Genomic DNA, 19,537 nt, shown 5'->3' on the forward strand with positions numbered 1-19,537 from the left:
CCAGGTCGTGACGAGCCGGACGGCGATCGCCAGGCCCCGGGTGAAATCCGGCGCGAGAATCCCCGCCTCCTCCAGTCCGAGATTGCTGTCTGGCTGAATGAACCGGACGCAGCGATGGCCGCGACTGAGAGGGTTCTCTCGGTCGCAGCCATCACGGGTTCAACTCACAGTTCGGCCTAGAAGGGGTACGGTGCGATGTCGGGTCGCATGGTGAGCCACTGAGTCTCGGTAAAGGCTTCGATGTTCGCCGCGTAGCCGCCGAAACGTGCTCCGGTGCCGGAAGCGCCGACGCCGCCGAACGGGGCGTTGGACTCGTCGGCGACGGTCTGTTCGTTGATATGGACCTTGCCGGAGTGGACCTGGTCAGCCAGTTTCATGGCTTGGCCGACCTCACCGAGAATTCCCACGGAGAGTCCATATTCGGAGTGGTTGATGATCTCGGCAGCCTCCTCGAGGGTGGCGAAGCTCATGACCGGGGCGACAGGGCCGAAGATCTCTTCGGCCCATGCCGGGTTGTCCCTGTCCAGGCCTGTAAGCACGGTCGGCGAGTAGAAGAGATTGTCATAGGTGCCGCCGGCCTCGATGACCGCCCCGGCATCTTTGGCCGCCTGAACGAGCCGGTCGATGTTGTCCCGCTGGCCCTCGTCGATGATGGGGCCCAGGGCGACCTGTCCCGTCATCGGATCTCCCACAGGCAGGTGCGCGGCCTTCTCCCGCAGGGCCGCCACGTACTCGTCTTTGAGGGACTCATGGACCAGATGGCGGCCGGCGGTCATGCAGATCTGTCCCTGGTGGAGAAAGGATCCGAAGGCGCCGGCAGAGGCGGCCTTAGCCACGTCGGCACCCGGCAGGACCACGAGGGCGTTGTTGCCGCCCAGTTCGAGGTGGGCACGCTTGAGGTTGCGCCCGGCGGCCTCGCCGACCTTCCGCCCAGCCGCGGTGGACCCGGTGAAGGACACGACGCGCACCTCGGGGGCCTCGGTAAGGGCTGCTCCGGTTTCGGCGCCCCCGGGGATCAGCTGCAGGACCCCGGCGGGCAGCCCTGCCTGTTCGAAGGCGCGCATGATCATCACTCCGCCGGAGACCGGGGTGCGTGGATCCGGCTTGAGGATCACGGCGTTGCCCAGGGCCAGGGCCGGGGCGACGGAGCGGATCGACAGGATCAGTGGGAAGTTGAACGGGGAGATCACCGCGACCACCCCGGCCGGAATCCGGCGGGCGAAGGACCAGTGCTCGGCATCGGAGGCAAGCACGTCTCCTGCCGGGTGATGGGGCAGGGCAGCGGCATCGAAGCACTCGTTGGCGGCCACGTGCGTCTCCAGTCCGGCCTTGGCTGCGATCGCCCCGGTTTCACGCTGGACCCACTCGCCGAGCTCGACGGCGTGGGTCTCGAAGAAGTCCCCCGCTCGGCGCAGGATCGCTGCTCGTTCCTCCGGCTTAGTGGCCGCCCACGCCTTCTGGGCCTGCGCGGCGCGGGTGGCGGCGGCCATCGCGTCCTGGTTCGAGGCCATCCCCACGGTGCCGAGGACGGTGCCGGTGGCGGGCTCGGTCACCTGAACCGTCCCGGCTGAACCCTCGGTCCAGGCGTCGGTGTAGATCTTCCCGTCCCACTGGGACAGTTCCAGGGCGGTGCCCCGCTCGGTGTCAATGGCAGTCATGATGATCCTTTACATTGGGTGAAGGAAAGCTAGGTCGCTCTCCGAAGAAATGCGTAGTCGAGGAACTGAAGACGACCTCGGGTTCTGCAGGGTCTAGCTGGTGATGACTTGAGGCGTGCCGAGTTGTTTGAGGCCCTCGACTCCGAACTCGAGGCCGTAGCCGGACTGCTTGGCTCCTCCGAACGGGATGCGCGGGTCGATGGCACCATGCTTGTTGATCCAGACGGTGCCGGCCTCGATCCGGGCGGCGACCTCACGGGCCCGGTCCGCGTCGGAGGACCAGACCGAAGCGCCTAGGCCCACGTCCAGCCCGTTGGCCATCTCTACGGCCTCATCGAGCGTGGAGAACTTGATGATCGGCAGCGCGGGACCGAACTGTTCCTGGGCTACCAGTGGATTGTCATTGTCGATATCGGCTACCAGGGTCGTCGGGTAGAAGTAGCCGGGTTGGCTGGCCACGGGGTTCCCTCCCAGGAGGATCCTCGCCCCTGCGTCCTTCGCCGCCTGTACCAGGCCTGAGACGATGTCGAACTGCGCCTGGTTCTGGAGCGGGCCCAGTACATTGGTCTCGTCCAGGCCCACTCCCATCGGCATCTTCGACGCAACCTCTACCAGCGCGGCGCACACGTCGTCGTAGATGTCCTCATGGACGTATAGGCGCTTGAGAGCCGCGCAGGTCTGACCGGTGTTGATGAAGGCGCCCCAGAACAGATCTTCAGCCACCGCATGGATGTCGGCGTCCGGCAGCACGATCCCGGCGTCGTTGCCGCCCAGCTCCAGGGTCAGCCGCTTCACCGTGTCGGCTGAGGAACGGATGATCGCCTTGCCCGTTGCGGTCGATCCGGTGAACATCACCTTGGCGATATCCGGGTGTTCCGTGAGAGCTTCGCCCACGGCTCGGCCGCCCGGCACCACCTGGAGCACACCCGGGGGCAACACCGTGTTCAGCACATGAGTCAGCGCCAGCACGGACAATGGGGTGTATTCCGAAGGCTTCAGCACCACGGTGTTACCCATGCGCAGTGCCGGCGCGAGCTGCCAGATGCTGATCATCATCGGCCAGTTCCACGGACCGATGGCGCCCACCACGCCCAGCGGACGGTAGTGCAGTTCGGCATGCGTACCCTCTTCCTCGACCAGGACCTCCGGTCCCAACTCGAGTGCCGCGGTGGTCCGCAGCCAGGCCGCGCAGGCCCCGGCCTCGAACCTTGCGTTCGGTCCGTTCAGCGGCTTGCCCTGCTCACGTGAGAGCAGCTCCGCCAATGCTTCGGCGCTGGCCTCCACAGCATCCGCAGCCCGCTGGAGCACATCGCTGCGCGCGGTATCGCTGCGGGCAGCCCATTCTCGCTGGGCACTGCGAGCGATGCTCACGGCGGTGCCCAGGTCTGCAAGGGTGGGTTCGGCGACTCTGCCGACGACCTCCCCGGTTGCCGGGTCCCTGATCTCCCGCCCGCCTTCGGACGGCTGGATCGCCCCCAGAAGCTCTGTCATGGAAAAAGCGTTGATTTCAGAAGTTATCGTCACGGTTGGCTCCTTAGAACCCTTGAGGATGCTGATGGGCGTGTACGTAAGCTGGATCGGTGTCTGCGTATGCAGGGGCGTCGGTACCCGAGCAACGTCAGCAGAGCGGCGTGACGCGGGTTGTGGGGAGCTAGGGGAAGGTCACCACGGTCCGGCCGACATGGTCATGCATCGAGGCGTAGGCGTCGTTCACTTCTTCGAGGGAGATTGTCCTGGAGACGACATTGTCGAGGTTGAAACGACCCTCATGGTAGAGACCGACGAACTTTGGGACGTCTCGAAGGAAATTCGTCGAACCGTTGAAGACCGGGCGGATTCGTACCTGATTCCACACCGCCTGTGCGTCTATGGCGATCTCCAACGTGGCCCCCGGTTTGGTCAGACCGATGATGCAGAGTTCGCCGGCGCGTCCGACCGATTCGTAGGCCTGCTTCGTCACTTCAGCCCGACCGACGAAGTCGAAGACGAAATCAGCGCCGCCGACCAGTTCACGGATTGATGCAACCGGATCTGTCTCGGCGGAGTTGATGGTGTCCGTGGCGCCGATCTCGAGGGCCGACGCCAGCTTGTCACCGGTGACATCGACGGCAATGATCTGTGAAGCTCCCGCGAGTACTGCCGCCTGAATGGCGGCAAGACCTAAACCGCCGCATCCGTAGACCGCCACTGTGGCGCCCTCATGGACCTTTGCCGCGTTGAGCACTGCACCTGCACCCGCCAGGATGCCGCATCCGAGCACACACGCGATTTCATGGGGGATGGACTGATCGAGACGCACAAGGTTGTTCTCGTGGACGAGAACCTGCTCGGCGAACCCGCCGAGATCTACGAGTGCCGTGACCGGTTCCCCCTCGAGCGTGACGCGAGGCGGCTCACTGTCGGCGCGCCGCACAAACTCTGGATTCGTGCACATATTGATGTCACCGGCCATACAGTGCGTGCAGGTGCCGCAATGGGATTGGAGGCATGCCACGACGTGGTCTCCCACAGCCATTCCCTGAACGTCGGGTCCGACCGCCGCGACGAGGCCAGAGACTTCGTGACCTAAGACAGCCGGGAGCGGAAAGCCCCCCATGCTGCTCGCGGTCCGATCACTCTGGCAGAGCCCGCTGGCTTTGACGTCAACCAGTATCTCGCGCCCGATCGGGGCGGAAAAGTCTACATCAGCGGTCCGGAATTGACCCCCGACTTCGTCAAGTATGAGTGCTTTAACCACTGTAAATCCTGTCTCGGTAAGTTGATAATTGTCTGTCACGGGTTCGATTGAGATAAGACGCGCAATCAGGCGGCAGCAGAGTAGTCTCCGCGAAATGAGGTGGGTTTACAGCCGAATGTCGCCTTGAACACTTTGCTGAAATAGGAAGGTTCGATAAACCCCCACCTCGCTGCAATCTCTGACACTGAGTGATCAGCAAACATGGGGTCAGAAAGGTCCCTACGGCACATTTCGAGCCGACGCTCACGGATCCACGCCGTGATGGTGGTGTTCTTGCGCTGGAACTGCGCCTGCACGTGCCGCGTCGACACGTAGTGGGCGATAGCCACTTCGGTGAGCGAAAGACCGGGGTCTGCCAAGTGGTTTTCGATGTACTCGCACAACTTTGGCATGAGGGCGTCAGAGCTCCCTGCAGTTGTCTCTGTCTGGATAGCGTCAGCGAGCATCGTTGAGACGACATCCACCACGTTGTAGGCCAGGCGATGTCCGGTGGGTGTTGCGAACTGCTCGAGGTTCTCGATGATTGACGACAGAATTGCCGACACGATCGGCCGAAATCCTTGGCTCCCTTCCAGCCGCACCGCGGTGACCCCGCACACCGAGCTCGGTGGAATCGGAAGCAATGTTCGCGGAAACATGAGTACGACCATGTGTGTGTCCTGTGAACTCACGAGTGTGTAGGGCCGCGTCGTGTCGTAGATGCACAGGTCGCCCGCCTGCAGCGTGGCTTCTCGTCCGTCTTGCATGACCGTGCAAGAGTTGGCGAGCACCATGCACAACTTGTAAAAGTCGCCTGGCTCTGTTGCATGGATATCCTCATCGGTCCGCTGCGCAACGTGGTCAGTCGCGGTGATATCGAAGCAGGACACACCTTCGCTCTCAGCCATCCGGATTCGACCAGAGAATTGTGAGCGTCTGCTCGAGACTGTGATGGGCACAAGACTGCGACTCATGATGTTGTTGAATGCCTCGATGGAGGCGACAAAATGCTCCACCACGCTCGATGATCTGCGTGGCTTCGCGTATTTAATCGTTTCCATGATTCTGCTTTCTCGCACACACTGTCAGAGTTGACGGTGATACTGATCACACTCTTCCACGAGTGGAGTTCATGCGCTGCGGAAACTCCCATGCCATGGGACAAACCGGGCTCCCGATGGGTGAAACCCCGATCGGGAGCCCGATTGACTCAGAAGGACGTGATGACGGCGCGGGCAACGGAGCCTCCCGCCACCCGCCCATACGCCGCTTCAATGTCGTCAAGCGAGATGCGTTCGGACACGAGGGCATCCAGCTCAAAACGGCCCTGTCGGTACAGGTCGGCAAACATGGGGATGTCTACGTGCGGGTTTGCTGACCCCATCGAGACGCCGAGCATCCGGCGCTGCGGCCAGATCACGTCAGTGAAGACATCGAGGTCGAGTTTGGTGTCGGGCCGTTGCACACCGATGAAGAGGGCCGTGCCCCCGACGCTGAGCATGCGTACGGCCTGTTCCGCTGTTGGTTTCAAACCAACGACCTCAAACGAGTAGTCGACCCCGCCGCCTGTCAGCTCATTGACGGCCTGCACGGGATCAGATTCACCCGAGTTCACCACGTCGGTGGCGCCGAACTTTCGCGCGAGTTCCAGCTTGGCCGGCTGCAGGTCGACGGCGATCACTCTTGAGGCACCGGCAAGGCGGGCACCTTGGATGGTGTTCAGGCCGACGCCGCCGCAACCGATGACCGCCACTGTGTCGCCCGGGCGTACACCAGCCGTGTTGATGGCCGCACCCGCGCCGGTGAGGACGCCACAGCCCAGCAGGCAGGCGATGTCGAAGGGAATGTCATCAGCGATCGGTATCGCAAGGTTCTCGTGAATGAGGACTTTCTCAGCGAAGCCCCCGACTCCCATGAACTGGGTCACTGTCTCTCCGCCGCGTGTGATGCGTGGAGCCTCGCCTGCTCCACGCTCGAGCGAGGAGACTTCCTTGCAGCGGAACGGTAGGCCTCTGCGGCATTGCACGCAGCGCCCGCAGCCCGCCACCATACAGACGACGATGCGGTCTCCGACGGCAACATTCCGGACATCAGCCCCGACCTCGGCGACGACTCCCGCGACTTCGTGGCCGAGAAGGATGGGCATCTGGAAACCGAGGCCTTCCTCCGCGATGCCGATGTCGCTATGGCAGAGACCACTTGCTTTCACATCGACGATGATCTCGTGACTAGCCGGTGCGTCCAGCTGTGCGTCCTCGATGAGGAACCCGTTTCCTGGGCTCGCTACAAGAGCGGCCCGCATCAGGAGACATTCCCGGCAGCAACGAGCATTTCGCTGTTCGGATCGTCTACACCCACGAAGGGCGTTGCCGGACCGACCAGGAAGAAGAACGAAACGTCCCCGGTGCCTTCACCTGGGCGTCCCGTTCCGATGAACAGGCGGTCATTCACCTTACGGACCTCATCGAGCAGGCCCATATTCCCCGCAGGGTTGTCAAAATCGCTGTACTTCAGAAACAGCGTTGGCTGTGTGTCAACCGGTGAGGTCCCGAAGAAGATGGTGAAGCGATCTCGACGAGCGACGTTGCGGTCATCATTGATCACACGGTTGTAGCCGACGGAGTCGCCACCCTCTGTGCCAGGGAAAGCTTTGCCGAGCCAAGTCCAGCCGTTGCCCCCCTGGACTCGGCTGAGCGAGGCCGCGAAGGACTCCTCGGTGCGACCGAAGTGGTCTACTCCCGCGTACTCGCCGACCAGTTCGCCAGCAGTGGGTGGTGCCAGCTCGCTGAAGAGTTCGAGAAGCGAGTCGCTTGTCTGAGCGATGAGATGGGAGACTTGCCAGTTCTCGATGGGGTCCGCATTATTCATGATGCTGTTCCTTTCGTAATTCACACGATCGATTTCTGTCTTTGTGTCCGCGCCTAGACGCGATCGCTGAGCTTCCGACCGCGGCCGTAGATGACCATGGCGATGATGATGATGAGTCCTGAGAAGATCTGTTGGTCGCCCTCGCCGAGCCCATGGCCGATCAACACCGTTGTGATGACGGTGAGCATGACGGCGCCTACCACGGTGCGGGTGTAGTCGCCCGGCCCGCCCATAGCGGTGCCACCGATGATGACCGCCGCGAGGCTCTGGAACAGGTAGGGACCGCCGATCGACGTGGTGACGGTGCCGGAGAATGCTGCGAGCGCAATACCGGCCATCGCCGCGAGCATGGCGCTGAACGCGAAGACGACTATCCAGATCCGGCGCACTTTGATGAGTGAGTACTGTGCTGCGCGCGCATTCGCGCCAGTCATCTGCAGTCGGCGCCCAGCTACGGTCCGGTGGATGAATACGGCCATGACAAGGGTCACCAATGCCCAGATCACAAGGATCGGTGGGAAAGGCAGCCCCAACGTGGTGGACTGCGTCGAAGTGAGGCCGCCTAACCATTCCGGCACGCTGCCCGCGATCATGCCCGAGGTCTGAATCTGCATGAGGCCGATCGCGAATGTGCCCATGGCCAGCGTCGCGACGAGTGGTGAGATCTTGAATTTGTGGCACAACCACCCCACGAATCCGCCGAGGATGAGGGTGCTCGGGATCAGGATGGCGACCGCGACGATGAACGAGATGTTGTAGGTTCCCGTGAGCTGGGTGACCATGACGGCCCCCACCACAAGGAAGTTTGCGACCGACATGTCGATGCCGCCGATGAGGACCACCAGTGTCTGCCCGACTCCGGCCAGCGCCACCAGGGCGGACAAGATGAGCACGGTCTTGATGCTGTTGGCCGATGCGAACCCGTTCAGAGTGAGCGCGCCCAGGAGAAACGCGAACAGAGCGATGAGCAGCTGTATCACGGGGAAACGTGACTGCAGCCGGATGAGCGCGTCGAGCGCACCCCGGTTCCGACGCGAGTCGTTGGGTTCTGCTTGCACAGACTCAGTAGCAGCTTCCGCCGTCATGGTCATGATTTCTTCTCCTTCGCTGGGGCACTAGACACCGCAGTCGCGACGATCGCGAAGAGCAGCAGCGCGCCGTAGACAAGGTTCAGCCAGACCTGCGAGACGCCGAAGATCGTCAGCATGTTCTGCACGAGGAATATGACCGCAGCCCCTGCGATCGCACCGATCATGCCGCCACGGCCACCGCCCAGGCTGACCCCGCCCAGCGCGACTGCGGTGATCGCACCGATGATGTAGGCGCTGGAGGCGCTTGCGTCTACCGAACTCACAAGGCCCGTCAGGGCGAAGCCACCAATAGCGGCAATGATTCCGCCGACCACGTACGACATGATCTGTATCAATGGGACGTTTATTCCTGATGAAAATGAAGTAGCGTCACTACCGCCAACGGCGTACAGGTTGCGACCGAAAGCTGTTTTCGAGAGACATAACCACAGCACGAGCGGGATACCGATCGTCAGCAGGCCCCCGGGGATGATCCACACCGACGTCGCAAGATTCATGACCCAACCGTCAAAGAGAATGACAGGCCGGGGCGCGAGTCGAAGGTTGAGGCCTGTGATGATGAACATCATCGCCAGCGTCACAACCATGGCAGGCAGCCGCAGCAGGACGATGATGAGGCCGTTCAAGCCTCCGACGATGCCGCCGATGATGAGCAGAATCCAGATCGATTCGTAGCCGCCGAGTCCGGCAGGTGTCAGATAGCCGACCAGAAGGATCGACGACAGCGTCATCTGCGGGCTGATCGACAAGTCGATTCCTCCACCAAGCACTGACGAGGCCGTTGCCATTGCGGCCAGGGCGATCGGTGCGAATGAAGCGAACTGCTGACCTGGGTTGAGATTTGGCTGTATCGCGAAGCTCACCACGAGCATGACGGCTGCCAGCACCAGAGCCAGCGCTGCAGGGTAGCGGCGCAGGAAGCCTTGAACCCGAGCCCAGACATCGTTTCCCGCTGCGTGGGAAGTTGGCGTGCGAACCTCAATGCGTTGAGACATCGGTCGCCTCCTTTCCGAAGAAGCTCGCCACGAGCGACTCCCGCGTCAGGCTGCTGCGATCAAGCTCGTTCGAGCAGGCATGCTCGCTGAAGACCAAAACGCGATCCATGAGCTCGATGTGTTCATCGACTTCGGTCGAGAGCATGACAACGGCGAGTCCCTCGGAGGTCAACTGAGCGAGCAGTCGATAGAGATCGCGTTTCGCGTTGATGTCGATGCCGCGGGTTGGATCGTTGAGCAGCAGCACTCGTGGCTCGGTGGCGAGCCAGCGGGCAATGATGACCTTCTGCTGATTCCCTCCACTCAGCGTGGCGATCGCGTCTGATGATCGACCAAGCTTGATATGCAGCAGATCGATATACTTCGCAAACCGCTTCGAGGTGCGTTCCGGCCGGATGAACCCCCGGACCGCATCCTTGGCGATCGTAGGCGCGACGAAGTTGTCGAGAATCGACATCCACTCGTACAACGATTCACCGCGTCGTTCACGGGGTACATAGGCGATTCTCTGCGCGTGCGCCTGGTCATGACTCGTGATCGGTGTCTCCGCGTCGTCATGAACTCTGAGGACTCGGCCTGGAGCCGGATGCAAGCCCGCAAGTGCTTTGAGGAAGGTGTCTTGACCCTGGCCTTCAAGTCCGGCGAGTCCAATAAGTTCTCCCGCACGAATCGCTATGGAGACAGGGGCTTTGCCGGGACTCAGCACCAGTTCCTCGGTGCGCAGCAGCACTGGCGCGTCGACCGGTCGGACGCGCGACTCTGCCCTTGCCGTTGGCTGCGTCAGGTGTTCGCCGCCGGTCATCATCTCCACGAGCTGTTTGGTCGTCCAGGCGTGACCGCTGACCGTGCCGACGGTCGCGCCTGAACGAAGCACCGTGATCTGGTCGCCGATCTCTTCGATCTCGTCCATGCGGTGAGTGATCAGGATGATGCCCACGCCCGTGCTGCGAAGTCGGCGCACGACGTCGAACAGCCGCGTGCGGCTGTCGAAATCGAGAGCGGAGGTGGCCTCATCGAGGATCAGGATGCGTGGGTTGCGCAACATGGCGCGCGCGATGCTGCAGACCTGTCGATCACTCAATGAGAGGTCCTCGACCAGCGTGTCGAGTGAAGGCGGGGTTTCGAGCAGCTCCTGGAGGATCGCCCGGGCGCGGGTCACTTTTTCGTTGTGTGAGATTCGGCTTCTGAGAACCCCGTCGACGCCCAGCCAGAGGTTCTCCAGCACACTTCGGTTGGGTGCGCTGAGGACCTCTTGGAATACCGTGAAGATGCCAGCCGCCTGCGATGCCCGAGGTGAAGGTAGACGCGAATGCACCTTCCCGTCGATCGTGATCGAGCCCTCGTTGGGAGTATGAACGCCGCTGAGGATCTTCACGAGGGTGGATTTGCCGGAACCGTTCTCTCCGACAAGGGCATGGATCTCACCCGCACGAATCTCGATCGACGCGTCACGCAGGGCGACAGTGGGACCGAACCGCTTGGTCAGGTTCTCAACTTTGAGTATTACTGTGGCGGTGTCCGCCGAGGCGGGCGGCATCACTGTGCCGCCCGCCGTTGCGTTCGTAGCCATGCTTACTCTCCGGGGTTCGAGAAGTACCCGTCGAGGTACTCGGGGTCGAGGAGGGAACCGACGGTCTGGGTTTCGGCTGCACTGGTCACGCCTTCGTCCGGCACCAGGAATTCATCGACGTTCTCTGCCGTGATGTAAGGCTGCTGCAGCGCGATCTGATTGATCTGCGGCTTCTCACCGTTCATTGTGCGGATGGCAACGTCCCAGAGCGCCTCACCGAACTGGGCGCCGGTTCCCGCAAGAGCCAGTCCCTCGTACCCGTCCGGCCGTTTCTGATCCCACCAGGCAAGCGAGGCCGCGGTGGGAAGGTTGTCGACAACGACGGGCATGTCATCGCGGCCGGCGTCCTCAAAGCCAGCGAAGACGCCGGCGCCCATCGAAGCGACCTGGTAAACAAGGTCGATGTCCTCAGGGTGGGAGGCGAGGAAGCTCACGACCGAAGTTTTGGCTGCCGCGTCGTTGAAATCACCTGCTGGGGTGCCCACAAGCGTGATGTCTGGGCACAGTGCAAGTACTTCCCCAGCCGTGTCGACCGAGGCCGTGCTGACTGTCATGCCCTCGACGCCCTGGACGACCATGGCGTTGCCTTCGCCCCCGATCATCTCCGCGCCCTTGGCCACTGCCTGCGCCACGGCGTCAAAGTTGTTCGGGGTGATGTTTATGGCGTAGGGCGATGCGACGTGTCCCGTGAAGGTCACAGTGGGGATGCCTTTTTCCCCGGCACTGTTGACTGCGCCGACGAGAGCTTCGCCGGAAAGCGGCTGCGCAATGATGATGTCCGCTCCCTTGCTGACGAGCTGCTCGAACGCGCGCACCTGGTCAGCTGCTGTCAGCTGCCCACCTGTGCCGCCGGGTGTCTCGACGAGCAGCTTCTCGACCTCTCCACTGGACTTCGAGTCCTCGAACTGGGCATTGATCTCTTCAGAGAGCGCCGCCGCCACCGGGCTGCCGGAGTCCTGCTGCAGGTAGCCGACGGTGATCGGCCCTTCGGCAATCTTTGATTCGAGGTCCATCCAGGCACTGGCCTCAATAGTTTCCGGCCATCCGTTGAATGCGGTCTGGATTTTCTCCGGCAAGTCCGGGATGACTCCATCAGGGTCATTCGGTGCGACGGTGGGAACTGAACCGCACTCGCCTTCGAGATCCTGCCCGGCACCGGTTTCGGCATCGGCGCTGGTGGTTCCTCCGCCTCCACAGGCTGACAGGACGAGCACTGCCGGCAATGCGAGCAGTGGAAGCCTGCGTCGCATGGATCGACGCGGTGGAACGACGTTGTTCTCGGTCATGGGTGATCCGTTCTCTCGGCGCACGCCCACGGTGGCGTGCGCAGTATGGACCGGCCTAGGGCTAGGGCAGCGCGTCCGTGACCCGCAGATTGAGGAACGTCCTTGGGGCGCTGGATCAGGTCCGTAAGGAGCACGCTAGTCACACAGGGCAGGCCTAAAGCGGCAGTTGAGGGAGCTGTGCGGGTTTGTCGTACTAGCGTTCGCGATCCGACCAGCCTTGTTCCGCAGTGTGAGCAGAGTCACGCCGAAAGCTATTTGCGGGCGATGTTCTTCGCTACGGCGAGAGCAGTGGTCTTGAGCAGGGGCACCAGGCGGTGCTCATCCCACCGTTCGCGCGCCGCGACGATGCCCAGCGCGGCATTGGGGGCCGAGTCGCTTGAGGGAATGGGGGTCGCCAGAGACACCGTTGTTTCGGAGAAGATCTTGGCGTACCCGTTCTCGCGTACAAACTGGATGGCGTCGGCAGGGTCCTCAGCATTCGCCAGGTCGGCCGCAGCGTCTCGCTTCGCCTTCTGTAGAAACCCTTCCACCCACTCGTCAGACTGGACGGAGACAAGTGCGCGTCCGAGAGCTGTGGAGAGCAGGGGTGACCGAGCTCCCTCGCGTTCGCTCGTAGTGACTGATCGAGGTCCCCGCACCTGGCCGACGTTGAGCATGGCCGCGAATTCGGGAAGGTCAGAGGACAAGACGCCGAGAAAGACGTTCTCCCCACTCGCATCGTAGAGACGCGTCATGTGGACCTGTGCCAAGGTGCGAAGTCTTGAGTGGATGAGCGAGACGTGGCCCAGCTCGAACATCAGGGCGCCAATGGAGTAGCGAGCCCGACTGGACCTCGTGAGAAACCCCAGAGTCACGAGGTCCATCGCCAACCGGTGCACACTCGAGCGGGGCAGACCAGAGCGCTCCACCAGCTCGCTCACTGAGAGAGTGTCGGCATCGACATCGAAGCACCGCAGCAGATCGACCGAGCGGCGAAGCACGCTCGGCACGTCCTTGAGTCTTTCCGCTTCCGCAGAATCTTCGATGGGCATCGGACTGATGTTACCGGAGCGCCTGTCCATGAGATATGGGCTTCTGCTGTCACGATGTCCGGATCCGACGGCCGCGCCCGCAGCGCCGCCACGCCCGTGTCCGACTCTCCGGGCTTCCTCCCAACATTGAGGCCAGCGCGCTCATACTGTTGACTAGAGTCAGTAATGCGTGGAGAGGCAGATATGAGCGCGAATTCCGAACGGAACGAGGCCGGCAGGCCCGCCGATGACAACGACGATTTTGAATCAGGCCTGGACTACGGAGCCTTTGCCTCCGAAGAGCCTGATTTCCCCGAGGACACGCTGAGCGCCGAGCGCGAGCAGCGCCCTGCCCAGCAGAGTGCCCCCGCCCCGGCGGATCAGCGCAGCGACGATCAGGCCACCCAGGCGATCCCCGCCGCCCGCGAGCAGCAGGCCGCGCCGGGACGCCACGATCAGGCCAACGACGACGACGCCACACAGAACATCCCGGCCCAGCGCGCCCCGCAGGACACTGCCGCGGAGAGCCCCAACGCCACGCGGTCCCTGGATGATGTGCGCACCACTCGAGAGCCACGCTCCATCGAGGACACCACCACCTTCACCGGAGCAGCCGCGGCAGGGACCCCCGTCGCTGGCGGAACCGCTGCAGGTGCGGGCCGGACCTCCGGCGCTCCCGCTGATGCGTCACGGAACACGCCGGGCCCCACCTCGGCGACGAACGATCCGGCCGACACGCGCCAGCCCACGGAGAACGCCGCGGAGCTCAGCCGCCGCGAGCAGCGCCGTCGGGACCGGAACGAAGCCGCCTCTGATGACCAGGACACCGCCGTGGTCTCCACCGCCACTGGCGGCGGCGCCACCGCAGTGTCCGGAGCCGCTGCCGCTGCCGGTGCCGGCGCAGGTGCCGCAACCGGAACAGCTGCAGGTGCCGGCGCGGCCGCAGGTGTGGGCTCCGTGGATCATTCCCGCCGGCACGCCGCCAGCCCGTCCCACGCCGTCTACGGCTCGGACGAGTCCATCACCAATGAGGACCTGGATGAGGAGGTCTCCCGCTCCAAGCGCGGAGTCTCCCGCTTCTTCCAGGTGCTGATCGCGATCTTCACCCCGATCCTGCTGCTGGTCGCCGCCGTGCGGCTGGTCGCCTCCCCGCTGTTCCTCTGGGTGGCGTACAACCGCCCGTGGATCCCCGAGGGCGCGTACAGCATGGATGAGGGCGACCGGATGGTCTACGGCTCCTACGGGACCGACTTCCTGACCAACCTCGCGAACTCCCGCTACCTGGCCGAGCTGGCCCCGGGCGGAGAGCCGCTGTTCACCGAGGCCGAGGTCTCGCACATGGTGGACGTGAAGTTCGTGGTCCTCTGGGCCATGCTTATCGGCCTGGCCCTGCTGATCATCACCCTGATTCTGGCGCTGCTGCTGCGCGCCTGGCGCCCCGGGGGAGTGGCCCGCGGCCTCTTCGCCGGTGCCTGGGTGACCTTGGGCATCATCATCATCGTCGCCGTGCTGGCGATCATCGACTGGCAGTTCTTCTTCGCCGAGTTCCACCGGATCTTCTTCTCCGACGGCACCTGGACCTTCCCGGCCGACTCCACGCTGATCCAGCTCTACCCCGAGCAGTTCTGGATCGACGCCGGAATCGCCGTGGTGGCCCTGGCGGTGCTGTTCTCGGTGATCCTGCTCATCGCCACCTGGCCGACCAAGCGCCGCCGGGCACGGAGGGCGGCACGCCTGGCCGAGGTGCACGAGCGCCGCAAGGCGAAGCTGGTCGATGAGCTGAACCAGGGCAACGGCGACTACCACGACGAGCCGACCCGCACCCGAGACCAGGATCGCGGCCGCAAGCGCGGACGTGACCGCGATCGGGATCAGACCACCACCGCGGTGGGCTGAGACCCTCGTAGGTACGACGGCGCCTGCTCCACTGGGTGCCCCGAGTACACTCAACGCTGATGACCAGTGACAACGCTGCCGCAGACCCCTCCGCCCAGGGTCCCCTCATCGGGATCCTGGGCGGCATGGGTCCTGCCGCCACCGTGGACTTCTATTCCAAGCTGATCGCGGCCACCCCCGCCGCCACGGACCAGCAGCACCTGCGGGTGATGATCTGGGCCGATCCCACCGTGCCCGACCGCTCTCAGGCGATCGCCGGTCACGGGGAGGACCCCACGCCGAAGCTCGTGGAGGGTGCACAGCAGCTCAAAGACGCCGGCGCGGCCTTCTACGTGGCCGCCTGCAACGGGACCCATGCGTTCCTGCCGCGAGTCCGCGAGCAGGTGGACCTCGAGTACATCTCCATGATCGACGTGACCGCAGAGCACCTCAGCGCGCTTCCCTATGTGAAGGCCGCCGGCCTGCTCGCCACCGACGCGACGCTCACCGCCGGGCTCTACCAGCGCAGCCTCGCCGAGTACGGAGTGGAACCGATCGTGCCGGAGCCGGCGGACCAGCACACGGTCATGGAAGCCATCTACGCCGTGAAGGCCGGGAACTTAGGGTCGGAGCTGCGCGCCTCACTGGTGCGGGTGGCGCAGTCCCTGGTGGAACAAGGCGCCGACGTGATCGTCGCGGCCTGCACTGAGATTCCGCTGGCTCTGACCGCCGCGGAGTCCCCGCGCCCGCTGGTGGACCCCGCGGTGCTGCTCGCTAACCGTGTGGTGACCAGGGCGAACAGCCGGTGACCACCACGGCGGCCGGTGCGCCGGCAGTGGGGGACCAGGCGCCCTCGTTGAAGCTGGCCCTGCGCGCCGCGCTGTGGATCATCGGGATCACCGCCGTGGTCTTCGGCGGGACGCTCGGACTGCTGTTCATCCCCGAGGAGCCCGATCAGCTCGCGGTCCCGGCGATCGTGCTGGCGGTGATCGTCCACTCCGTGGTGGTCCTGGCTGCCCTAGGGCGACTGATCCGGCGCTCGGACTCTTCCTGGCGGGCCGTGGGGTTCGTCCGGCCCTCCTGGCGGCTGCTGCATCTGCTCTGGCAGGTGCCGGTGGTGATCATCGCGGCGCTCACCGCACAGCTGGTGACCGCCGCGCTGACCGATGGGGCCAACAGCGAAGCTGGAGGGTCCATGGGGGACTTCGCCGTGGGAATCAACCCTGTGCTGGCAGTTCTGGCGTTCATCGCCATCGCCGTACTGACCCCGCTCTGGGAAGAGATGTTCTTCCGCGGCCTGCTCTTCGGAGGCATCCGGGCCCGGTGGGGAGTCGTCCTGGCGGTGGCGGTCACTACGGCGCTGTTCTCAGTGGTGCACGCCGTGCTGGTTCTGGTGCCCTACTTCTTCACCCTCGGGCTGGGCCTGGCCCTGCTGCGTATCTTCCACCGCAACCTCTGGGGCCCGCTGGCGTTGCACGTGACGATCAACTGCATCGCCTCGGCGACGATCCTCACCGCGCTGGTGTAAGCCGCGGGGGGTCGCTGGAAAGCGCGGCCGTCCAGTTGAGGCGGCCCCACCATGGGAGGGGGAGCTCTATTCTGTGAGGCGGGTTCGGCCTCGAACTGCGCCGCGCCATCCTGCAGGGGCTCATACGACGTCGGGCCTGGTCCGCACTCGCGACGTTGACCAGAGACGGCAGAAGGTCAGTCATTGCCGCAACTGTCAACACCTGGTCGGCTGTGGCAAGAATGCTCGCTTGATCTCTAGGGTTATGCGCGCACGTCCACTGCTGCTCCCGACTGGGCGGACTCGAGCATCGCTTCGGCCACACGCAGTGTGTTCAAGCCTTCGCGCATGGTGACGACTGTGCTTCGTTTACCGAGAACGGCGTCACGGAACGCTTCATGCTCAACCTTCAGAGGCTCACGCTTTGTCAGTGCGAGACGGGTGACGTCGCCTTCGGTGACTCCACGGAAGTTTGAGATAGCTTCCCACTCCGTATTGATGGTGCCGTTTTCGTAGAACGTCAGGTCAGCCGTCAGGGTATCGGCGACGAATGCCCCCTTTTCACCCGTGACCACAGTCAGTCGCTCTTTAATGGGAGACAACCAATTGACGAGGTGTGAAGTTATCAGACCATTCGAAAGCTGGCACGAGGCCGAGACCATGTCCTCATGTGGACGCCCCGACCGGATGCTCGTCCTGGCCGAGACTGACGCGTAGGGCGATTGGGCGAGCCACGCCGTCAGGTCTATGTCATGCGTACCGAGGTCCTTGACCACACCAACGTCGGCGATGCGAGATGGGAACGGGCCCTGGCGGCGTGTCGAGATCTGATAGACGTCGCCTAAGTCATCACTTTCAATCCGTGAGCGGAGAGACTGCAATGCGGGGTTAAAGCGCTCGATGTGGCCCACAGCTCCCACCAACCCCGCATCCTCGAAGGCCTGCGCCAACCTCTGTCCCCCTTGGATCGTTGAGGCGATTGGTTTTTCGACCATCGTGTGAATTCCGGCTTCAGCAAGGGCAATGCCAACTTCCTCATGCAGGCCGGTAGGTACGGCGCAAACTGCCATGTCGATGCCTTCGGCGATCAACTCGTCCACTGACCTGCAAAGTGGCAGGTCACCGGCCGTCCCATGAGGGTCACCAAAAGCGTCAGCAACGGCGACCAACTGCACACCCTCGAGTTCACGGATTACCCGAGCGTGATGTCGTCCCATCATTCCCAGACCGATAAGGCCCACGCGCAATAAAGCCATCTAGGCCCCCGCCCCGGCGAGTTGGTTCACAGCGACCACAATCCGCTCCAGGTCACCACCGGTGAGGGAGGGATGAACAGGAAGGGATAGCACCTCTCGTGAGGCAATCTCAGTGTTTGGGAGGTCTTCGACTCGTTTGAAGGACGGTAGTCGATGGTTAGGTATGGGGTAGTACACACCACTGCCGATCTGGTACTCCTTCTTGAGCGCGGCAGCAAACCCGTCACGGTCTTCGTCGACACGAACGGTGTACTGGTGGAAGACATGCTCTGCGCCCTGCGCAGTTGCGGGTGTACGCACGCCCTGGATGTTTGCTGTCAAGAAAGCTGCGTTTGATTGCCGTTGCGCCGTCCAACCCTTGATCTTGCCCAACTGCACACGTCCGATAGCCGCGTGCAGGTCGGTCATACGCGCATTAAAGCCCACTAGTTCGTTCTCGTACTGCCGTTCCATGCCTTGATTTCGCAAAAGACGGAGGTTTCTTTCAATGACAGGGTCTCCGGTCGAGACCATCCCACCCTCGCCGGACGTCATGTTCTTAGTTGGATAGAGCGAAAACATGGCGAAGTCACCAAATGTCCCCACACGCTGACCATCCAGAGCGGCACCATGGGCCTGCGCAGCGTCCTCAAACAGTTTAATGTCCCGACGGTCTGCGAGACGTCGGAAAGCTGCGATGTTCGCCGGATGACCGTAGAGGTGAACCGGCATGATGCCCTTGGTCGCGTCCGTGATCAGGGACTCCACATGATCTAGATCGAGGCAATAGTGTTCAAGTTCAATGTCGGCAAATACGGGGGTGGCACCGGTGAGGGCGACTGAGTTCGCCGTTGCCGCGAAGGTGAAGGAGGGGACTATGACTTCATCTCCAGGACCGACACCGGCGGCGAGCAAGCCGAGGTGCAGACCTGATGTTCCAGAGTTGACGGCTACGGAAGAGCGACCATCTAGGAGAACTTCCGAGAACTCCTTCTCAAAACTGGAAACTTCCGCTCCCTGGGCCAGCATTCCGGAAACCAGCACTGCGTCGACGGCGGCGCGCTCCTCGTCGCCGACGAGGGGCTTCGCTGCTGGGATAAAACCTGTGCTCATTTCTGTCCCTCTATCGGTTTCAAAGCTTCTTCGTTCTCACTGTATTTCTCGCCAGTTTCCGGGCAGTGCCACAGCCCATCTCGTTCGAAAAGCGGCTGTCCAGCCTTGCCCACCCAGCCAAGCCGTCGTGCGGGGACCCCCGCAACTAGTGCGAACGGCGGTACGTCTTTGGTCACCACTGCACCGGCTGCGACAGTTGCCCACGCACCGATGGTCACTGGCGCTACGCAGACAGCTCGCGCTCCCACAGATGCTCCGTCTTCGATAGTGACACCGACGGGGGTCCAATCGTTGGCACTTTTTAGAGACCCATCCGGCGAAATAGAGCGGGGGTAAGTGTCATTGGTCAGGACAACTGCCGGACCAATGAACACTCCCTCGCCTAACCGGGCAGGTTCGTACACCAGTGCGTAGTTCTGCACCTTAGAGTTTTCCCCCATTGACACCCCGGTGCCGATATACGCGCCGCGGCCAACTATGCAATGCGCACCCAGGACGGCGTCTTCTCGAACCTGTGCCAGATGCCAAACCTTGGTCCCCTCGCCGAGGGTTGCGCGCTCAGAAACGTCGGCGCTATCCGCGATATAAGTCATAGTGTCTCCTGTTTCCGCAG

Annotated in this window: 17 protein-coding genes; 3 read left to right on the plus strand and 14 right to left on the minus strand. The window is 62.9% G+C overall.

Going from position 1 to position 19,537, the window contains the following annotated elements; genetic code table 11:
• Nucleotides 1-176 precede the first annotated feature (176 nt).
• The 11 genes from H4W27_RS02555 to H4W27_RS02605 all read right to left on the minus strand — a co-directional run bounded on the left by H4W27_RS02555 (nucleotide 177) and on the right by H4W27_RS02605 (nucleotide 13,215).
• Nucleotides 177-1,658, minus strand: coding sequence for a benzaldehyde dehydrogenase (locus tag H4W27_RS02555; RefSeq protein ID WP_192594535.1), 1,482 nt, complete (start codon nucleotides 1,656-1,658; stop codon nucleotides 177-179).
• 93 nt (nucleotides 1,659-1,751) lie between these two features.
• Entirely contained in the window at nucleotides 1,752-3,149 is a 1,398-nt protein-coding gene (locus tag H4W27_RS02560) for an aldehyde dehydrogenase family protein (RefSeq protein WP_192594536.1), read from the minus strand.
• Between the two features lie 160 nt (nucleotides 3,150-3,309).
• Nucleotides 3,310-4,434 carry a zinc-binding dehydrogenase gene (locus tag H4W27_RS02565; protein ID WP_192594537.1) on the minus strand — a complete coding sequence of 375 codons (1,125 nt, stop codon included), beginning with the start codon at nucleotides 4,432-4,434 and terminating at the stop codon, nucleotides 3,310-3,312.
• 26 nt (nucleotides 4,435-4,460) lie between these two features.
• On the minus strand, nucleotides 4,461-5,435 hold the full coding sequence (locus tag H4W27_RS02570) for an AraC-like ligand-binding domain-containing protein (protein WP_192594538.1): 975 nt from the start codon (nucleotides 5,433-5,435) through the stop codon (nucleotides 4,461-4,463).
• Nucleotides 5,436-5,584: 149 nt separating this feature from the next.
• Nucleotides 5,585-6,676 carry a Zn-dependent alcohol dehydrogenase gene (locus H4W27_RS02575; RefSeq protein WP_192594539.1) on the minus strand — a complete coding sequence of 364 codons (1,092 nt, stop codon included), beginning with the start codon at nucleotides 6,674-6,676 and terminating at the stop codon, nucleotides 5,585-5,587.
• Complete coding sequence (locus tag H4W27_RS02580; protein WP_192594540.1) at nucleotides 6,676-7,242, minus strand: hypothetical protein; 567 nt, start codon at nucleotides 7,240-7,242, stop codon at nucleotides 6,676-6,678. Before H4W27_RS02580 ends, H4W27_RS02575 begins: the two co-directional genes overlap by 1 nt.
• Nucleotides 7,243-7,295: 53 nt before the next feature.
• The gene (locus H4W27_RS02585; protein ID WP_192594541.1) at nucleotides 7,296-8,333 is read right to left on the minus strand and encodes an ABC transporter permease; all 1,038 of its coding nucleotides are present in this window, start codon (nucleotides 8,331-8,333) and stop codon (nucleotides 7,296-7,298) included.
• Nucleotides 8,330-9,328, minus strand: coding sequence for an ABC transporter permease (locus tag H4W27_RS02590; RefSeq protein WP_192594542.1), 999 nt, complete (start codon nucleotides 9,326-9,328; stop codon nucleotides 8,330-8,332). The genes H4W27_RS02585 and H4W27_RS02590 overlap by 4 nt, the downstream gene beginning before the upstream one ends.
• The gene (locus H4W27_RS02595) at nucleotides 9,312-10,898 is read right to left on the minus strand and encodes a sugar ABC transporter ATP-binding protein (RefSeq protein ID WP_192594543.1); all 1,587 of its coding nucleotides are present in this window, start codon (nucleotides 10,896-10,898) and stop codon (nucleotides 9,312-9,314) included. The genes H4W27_RS02590 and H4W27_RS02595 overlap by 17 nt, the downstream gene beginning before the upstream one ends.
• A 2-nt stretch (nucleotides 10,899-10,900) precedes the next feature.
• On the minus strand, nucleotides 10,901-12,184 hold the full coding sequence (locus tag H4W27_RS02600; protein ID WP_192594544.1) for a substrate-binding domain-containing protein: 1,284 nt from the start codon (nucleotides 12,182-12,184) through the stop codon (nucleotides 10,901-10,903).
• Nucleotides 12,185-12,435: 251 nt separating this feature from the next.
• Nucleotides 12,436-13,215: an IclR family transcriptional regulator gene (locus tag H4W27_RS02605; RefSeq protein WP_192594545.1), complete on the minus strand. Its 780-nt coding sequence runs from the start codon at nucleotides 13,213-13,215 to the stop codon at nucleotides 12,436-12,438.
• 183 nt (nucleotides 13,216-13,398) lie between these two features.
• Between H4W27_RS02605 and H4W27_RS02610 the strand changes: the two genes are divergently transcribed.
• From H4W27_RS02610 to H4W27_RS13795, 3 genes are read left to right on the plus strand one after another with little or no spacing between them, the layout of a single operon-like run.
• Entirely contained in the window at nucleotides 13,399-15,090 is a 1,692-nt protein-coding gene (locus tag H4W27_RS02610) for a TIGR01906 family membrane protein (protein WP_192594546.1), read from the plus strand.
• Between the two features lie 59 nt (nucleotides 15,091-15,149).
• Nucleotides 15,150-15,878: a cysteate racemase gene (locus H4W27_RS02615; RefSeq protein ID WP_192594547.1), complete on the plus strand. Its 729-nt coding sequence runs from the start codon at nucleotides 15,150-15,152 to the stop codon at nucleotides 15,876-15,878.
• The gene (locus H4W27_RS13795) at nucleotides 15,875-16,597 is read left to right on the plus strand and encodes a CPBP family intramembrane glutamic endopeptidase (RefSeq protein WP_192594548.1); all 723 of its coding nucleotides are present in this window, start codon (nucleotides 15,875-15,877) and stop codon (nucleotides 16,595-16,597) included. The genes H4W27_RS02615 and H4W27_RS13795 overlap by 4 nt, the downstream gene beginning before the upstream one ends.
• Before the next feature lie 242 nt (nucleotides 16,598-16,839).
• Here the strand turns inward: H4W27_RS13795 and H4W27_RS02625 are convergent, their stop codons facing one another.
• From H4W27_RS02625 to H4W27_RS02635, 3 genes are read right to left on the minus strand one after another with little or no spacing between them, the layout of a single operon-like run.
• Entirely contained in the window at nucleotides 16,840-17,832 is a 993-nt protein-coding gene (locus tag H4W27_RS02625) for a Gfo/Idh/MocA family protein (RefSeq protein ID WP_192594549.1), read from the minus strand.
• Nucleotides 17,833-18,924: a DegT/DnrJ/EryC1/StrS family aminotransferase gene (locus tag H4W27_RS02630; RefSeq protein WP_192594550.1), complete on the minus strand. Its 1,092-nt coding sequence runs from the start codon at nucleotides 18,922-18,924 to the stop codon at nucleotides 17,833-17,835.
• Nucleotides 18,921-19,517: an acyltransferase gene (locus H4W27_RS02635; protein WP_192594551.1), complete on the minus strand. Its 597-nt coding sequence runs from the start codon at nucleotides 19,515-19,517 to the stop codon at nucleotides 18,921-18,923. Before H4W27_RS02635 ends, H4W27_RS02630 begins: the two co-directional genes overlap by 4 nt.
• Between the last annotated feature and the right edge of the window lie 20 nt (nucleotides 19,518-19,537).

Source organism: Nesterenkonia lutea, from assembly GCF_014873955.1.
GTDB lineage: Bacteria > Actinomycetota > Actinomycetes > Actinomycetales > Micrococcaceae > Nesterenkonia > Nesterenkonia lutea.